Origin of the sequence: Tunicatimonas sp., from assembly GCF_049647865.1 — a bacterium.
Taxonomy (GTDB): domain Bacteria; phylum Bacteroidota; class Bacteroidia; order Cytophagales; family Cyclobacteriaceae; genus Tunicatimonas.
In genome coordinates this window covers 1-5,331 of record NZ_JBARYM010000294.1, presented here as the reverse complement: position 1 = coordinate 5,331, position 5,331 = coordinate 1, and the positions used below count along the sequence as shown (strand labels likewise).

General features: G+C 42.8%; 3 protein-coding genes. 1 reads left to right on the top strand and 2 read right to left on the bottom strand.

Annotation, left to right across the window (positions count from 1 at the left end):
• A partial coding sequence (locus WBA23_RS09040; protein WP_424581950.1) for a DUF7009 family protein occupies window positions 1–176 on the bottom strand: 176 nt, incomplete at its 3' end.
• 207 nt (window positions 177–383) lie between these two features.
• A complete protein-coding gene (gene lon, locus WBA23_RS09035) occupies window positions 384–2,843 on the bottom strand; it encodes an endopeptidase La (RefSeq protein ID WP_424581949.1) in 2,460 nt (819 codons plus the stop codon).
• A 219-nt stretch (window positions 2,844–3,062) separates the two neighbouring features.
• Between lon and WBA23_RS09030 the strand changes: the two genes are divergently transcribed.
• A complete protein-coding gene (locus tag WBA23_RS09030; protein WP_424581948.1) occupies window positions 3,063–5,021 on the top strand; it encodes an OmpA family protein in 1,959 nt (652 codons plus the stop codon).
• Window positions 5,022–5,331: the final 310 nt, after the last annotated feature.

The window sequence follows — 5,331 nt, the reverse complement described above, 5'->3', positions numbered from 1 at the left end:
TGATAAGCTACCACTACGGGCTGCTGATCGGTATGAATTGATAAACTGTAGGAGAACGCTGGATTTTCTCCTCCAATGTTCATCACCTCTTGCACTGGTTTTCCCTCGCCGATTCGATTTACTTCAGCCTGGGTTAACCGCAACCGAAGACTGTTTCCTTGAATTCGTAGTTTCATATCGTAAAAGTAATAAAGGGCCTACAATAACACGGCAAAACCCTGATCTTAAGACAGATAGCTACGGACTTAATTCTTCTTATGAATTGGCAGTAGAGAATTGAAAAGTATTAGAGCTATTAATCTGAGACTGTATATTAGTAGGTGAAACTGATGTCTTCAAACCCATAGTTCAACTATATTTTCTCCATATTAACGACTCATAAATTAATCCATAACAAACTCCAGTGGTTCCTCTACTTTGGTTTTGAGTAAAGCTAAATCCAGCACTTCACTTACCGTATCTACAAAGTGTACCTTCAAACCTTTCACATAGCGAGCGTCAATCTCTTCAATATCCTTCCGGTTCTTCTGACAAAGAATAATTTCTTTAATCCCGGCCCGTCGTGCCGCCAGAATTTTTTCTTTAATCCCCCCCACTGGCATTACTTTTCCGCGTAACGTGATTTCGCCCGTCATAGCTACTTTGGCTTTTACTTTACGTTGAGTATAGACCGAAGCCATGGCGGTAAGCATTGTAATTCCGGCGGAAGGCCCATCTTTCGGTACCGCACCGGCGGGCACATGCACGTGCAAATCGTAGTTTTCAAATACTTTATAATGTATACCTAACTGCTCGGCTTTCGATTTTAAGTACGAAAGTGCAGTCATGGCTGATTCCTTCATCACGTCGCCAAGTTGTCCCGAAAGCGTTAGTTTTCCCTTGCCCCGGCTTAAACTACTTTCGATAAATAATATCTCACCCCCCGCTTGGGTCCAGGCTAATCCGGTTACTACTCCCGGTGTATTATTATCCTGGTAATTCTCTTTATCAAATACTGGGGCCCCCAGTATACGGCGTACTTCAGCTTCGGTAATTTTTTTGGAATATTCTTCCTCCATCGCTACTGATTTCGCTACATTACGAATAACGGCAGCCAACTTACGCTCTAGGTTTCGCACCCCCGACTCACGAGTGTAATCTTCCACTATACGAACAACGGCATTTTTGTCAAAAGAAATTTCTTTGCCGGTTAGTCCGTGCTCCTTCCGCTGTTTGGGAATTAAATGGCGTTTAGCAATCTCTACTTTTTCTTCCAGCGTATATCCCGAAATATCGATAATTTCCATACGGTCGCGCAGGGCCGGATGAATTGAATCTAAGGAATTAGCGGTGGCGACGAATAGCACATTGGAAAGATCGTAATCTACTTCCAGATAGTTATCTAGAAACGCACTGTTCTGCTCAGGATCAAGCACTTCTAGTAGAGCTGAAGATGGGTCGCCCCGAAAGTCAGATCGTACTTTATCTATTTCATCCAAGATAAATACCGGATTGGCTGATTTTGCCTTTTTAATATTCTGAATAATCTTTCCGGGCATTGCACCGATATAAGTCTTACGGTGCCCCCGTATTTCTGCTTCATCGCTTACTCCTCCCAGCGAAATACGAGCGTACTTCCGACTCAAAGCCGAGGCGATGGATTTACCTAATGAAGTCTTTCCTACTCCCGGAGGGCCGTACAGACACAAAATGGGCCCTTTCATATTATTTTTCAGCTTTAATACCGCTAAGTACTCAATAATCCGGTCTTTTACTTTGTCTAATCCATAGTGGTCGCGGTCTAGAATACGCTGGGCGTGTTTCAGATCGAAGTTGTCTTCGGTATAGTCTTGCCAAGGCAAATCCAGCAGAAATTCGGCATAGTTGAACGTGAGCGGATACTCGGCGGCGGCGGGGTTCATTCTCAGTAGCTTCTCTAATTCTTTATTGAAATGCTCGGCTACCGCTTTGGGCCACTTCTTCTTCTCGCCTCGGAGCCGCATCTTCTCCACTTCCTGATCGGTACCACCATCGCCTAGCTCATCTTGCAGCACCTTCATCTGCTGTCGCAAAAAGTAATCCCGCTGCTGCTGGTCAATATCGGAGTGAACCTTGCTATGAATTTCGTGACGAATTTCTAACAATTGAATATCCTTGAGCATGTACTCCAGTAGTAGCTTCGCTCGCTCTTTGCCATTATTAATCTCCAGTAACCGCTGTTTATCTTTTACCTCTACATTAATATTGGAAGACAAAAAGTGCGTTAGAAAGCCGGGGCTATCAATATTATCTAATGCTTGCTGAGCCTCCTGCGGAATTTCCGGGTTCAGCCGTAATATTTTAGCCGCCGCTTCTTTCAGCGACTGCACCAGCGCAGTTAATTCCTTGGTCTGTCGAGTAGGAAACTTCTCTTCCAGATACTTAACGTCGGCTACCATATACGGCTCATCTCGGACAAAAGATTTTACCTTAAACCGTTTTTTTCCCTGAATAATAATCGTGGTGTTTCCATCGGGTAAGACGAGCACCTTTATGATTTTAGCTACAGTCCCTACTTTATATACCTCGCTGGTATCCGGGTCCTCTGCTTGGTTATCTTTTTGAGCAATTACTCCAATGAGGTGGGTACCCTCGTTATAGGCGTGCTTCACTACCTTAATTGACTTTTTTCGCCCTACAGTGATCGGAATCACTACTCCGGGGAATAATACGGTGTTGCGAATAGGCAACACCGACAGTTCGGTTAGAAATTCAATCTCCTTATCCTCTTCCTCTTCTTCGGCGGTTACCAATTGTATAAGATCGTCGGCTTCTTCGTCAAAATCCTGAGTAAAAAGTTGGTTAAAAGCTGAATTTATATTCATACGCGCTGTTTTCCTGTCAAGCTGACAGGTATTTAATGCTTTCTCAAAATTTGTTGTAGGTCACTACTATGTCAATCCTTATGCCAGCCTAATGTTATAATAAAATTGAGAGTAAGATTACGCTATTTTTTTTCTGGTTTTAGCATTAACTCAGACCAAATCTTACACCTCTGCTTATTTTGCACGTTAGTTGCTGATTCATAGGGGATTAACATACCCATGCGAAGATTACTACTGCTATATAGTGCGGTACTTACCTGTACAGTAAGCCTAGCCCAGATAAAACCGGCTCAGAGCCCGTTTACGCTGCAAGATACTGCCAAAAGCGCAGTCTCGGCTAAAATGCTGGATTTATTTTCTTTCCCGAACTTACATAAGCTGCCTTACTACCAACATCAGCGGAAATTGCAAAGCATTCGTAAAGCTGCCCAAGCAAAAGACACCGCCAAATGGTATCCGCAGTTATACCAGTACGTCCGAAACTTTGGGGTTCAAAATTTCTTTAAAGATAACCAACTACTCTGGCAGTTAGCCAAGTTAGAAGAAGCTCAAAATGATACTGTTGCAGCAGTGGGGCTTTATAAGCTGGTATTAAAACATTATACCGATGGGTTAGCAGCTAAAATGGCTCGTAAAAACCTAGAACAATTCCAGCTCGAGCAAAAGGAAGACTATGTACCGCTGGAATACTACTATGAATTGGTAGAATACCGCAAGGAAATTGACACACTACGCCCGCCCCGTGGGGTGTATTTGAACATGGGCAAAGGCATCAATTCTGCTTCGGGCGATTACGGCCCTTCCCTGAGTGCGAGCAACGACGTGATGCTTTTTACATCTAAAAGAAATAAGCTAGAACGGGGGTTTAAAACGTACGATAACGAAGACCTAATGCTTAGCCAGAATGAAAATGGCAACTGGATGGACGCGGTTCCGCTAGAAAATATTAACTCCCCGTATAACGAGGGCTCGGCCTGCCTCAGTGCTGATGGGACAACGCTATTTTTCTCTCGCTGTTTGGCCCCCGATGGCTTAGGAAATTGCGATTTGTACATCGCTTATCGTGATAATGAAGGTAAGTGGAACACCCCTTTAAACTTAGGAGCATCTATCAATAGCCCTTACTGGGACTCTCACCCTTCTCTCTCACCCGGAGGCGATACGCTCTACTTTTCTTCGGACCGTTTGGGTGGATTTGGGCTGTCGGATATTTACTACACGTACAAAGATGAACAAACCAACTGGGTACCAGCGCGCAATATTGGACCAACTATCAACACTCGGGGCAGTGAAGTAAGCCCTTTCTTTCACCCTAAACATCAGGTGCTGTACTTTAGCTCAAATGGTCATTTGCTCAACTTCGGTGAATATTATATTTATAAATCGTATCAGGAGCACAACCTTTGGAATGAACCGAAGAATGTGGGCCCGTTAGTGAATGGAGCCGGTAGTGAATTTTATTTCACTATTGATGCTCTGTCTCAGAACCTTTACTACGCTCGTTCAGTAGAAAATAATATGGGCAACCTGGATCTTTATTCATTTCCGCTACCTATGGAAGCTCAGCCACTAGCAACCGTTAAGATAAAAGGCATTCTTACCAATTCGGAAACTGGCGATCCGTTTAATGAAGGGATTGTTTCCGTGATTGATCTGGATCAGGGAAGGGAAGTTGCCCCTAAATTTTTAAAGAAAGATGGCAGCTTTTCCTTTGAGTTGATTAACAATAATAACTATCTACTCATAATTCAAGGGGAGCATTTTTTCCGCTTAGAAGAAATATTTTTCTTATCGGGAGACCAAGAATTTAATTTTGAAACCGACCCAATTACCAGTCGCTTAAAATTTCAGAACCTAGAATTTGACAACGGAAAAGCCGAACTTAAAACTGAGATGTACGGCGACTTAAATAAAATTGCTGACTTTCTACTAGATAATCCCTACACAAAACTTCGTATTGAAGGCCACACCGATTCTGATGGCGACCCGAAGTTGAATTTGCAGCTATCGCAAAACCGCGCTGATGCTATCAAAGAATACTTAGTAAGCTTTAGTAAAATTGAAGACTCTCGTATTGAGGCGATTGGCTACGGCAGCTCCCGACCTATTGTAGAAGAAGTTAATGACGAAGATAAAACGCTTAACCGCCGGGTAGAATTTAACATTGTAAAGGAATAAAGCAGAGCACAATAAGCGATTAACAAATGTTTAATTCATCGGTTATTTTTCTTTTTATCACTACCGAATGGTATCTTGGCAAATAGATGAACACGTACAGGCTAACAACAGTCAGGCTCCTTCCCTATTGTGCATATCATGATGCCTACGCTATTCTTCACCACCTCTGAATTCAAGACATAAGCAAAATAACGGTGATTCATTGCCATTATGCAATTATTGGCAACTAAAAAAATGGAAGACTATAACGAAACATAATAATTCAATTGAAAGAGCTTCTGACCTGTTAAAGGATGGACAACCTCTATCT

Bases quoted from the DNA above. Each gene is read 5' to 3' on its own strand.
- lon (WP_424581949.1), bottom strand. From the start codon at position 2,843: ATGAATATAAATTCAGCTTTTAACCAACTTTTTACTCAGGATTTTGAC.
- WBA23_RS09030 (WP_424581948.1), top strand. From the start codon at position 3,063: ATGCGAAGATTACTACTGCTATATAGTGCGGTACTTACCTGTACAGTA.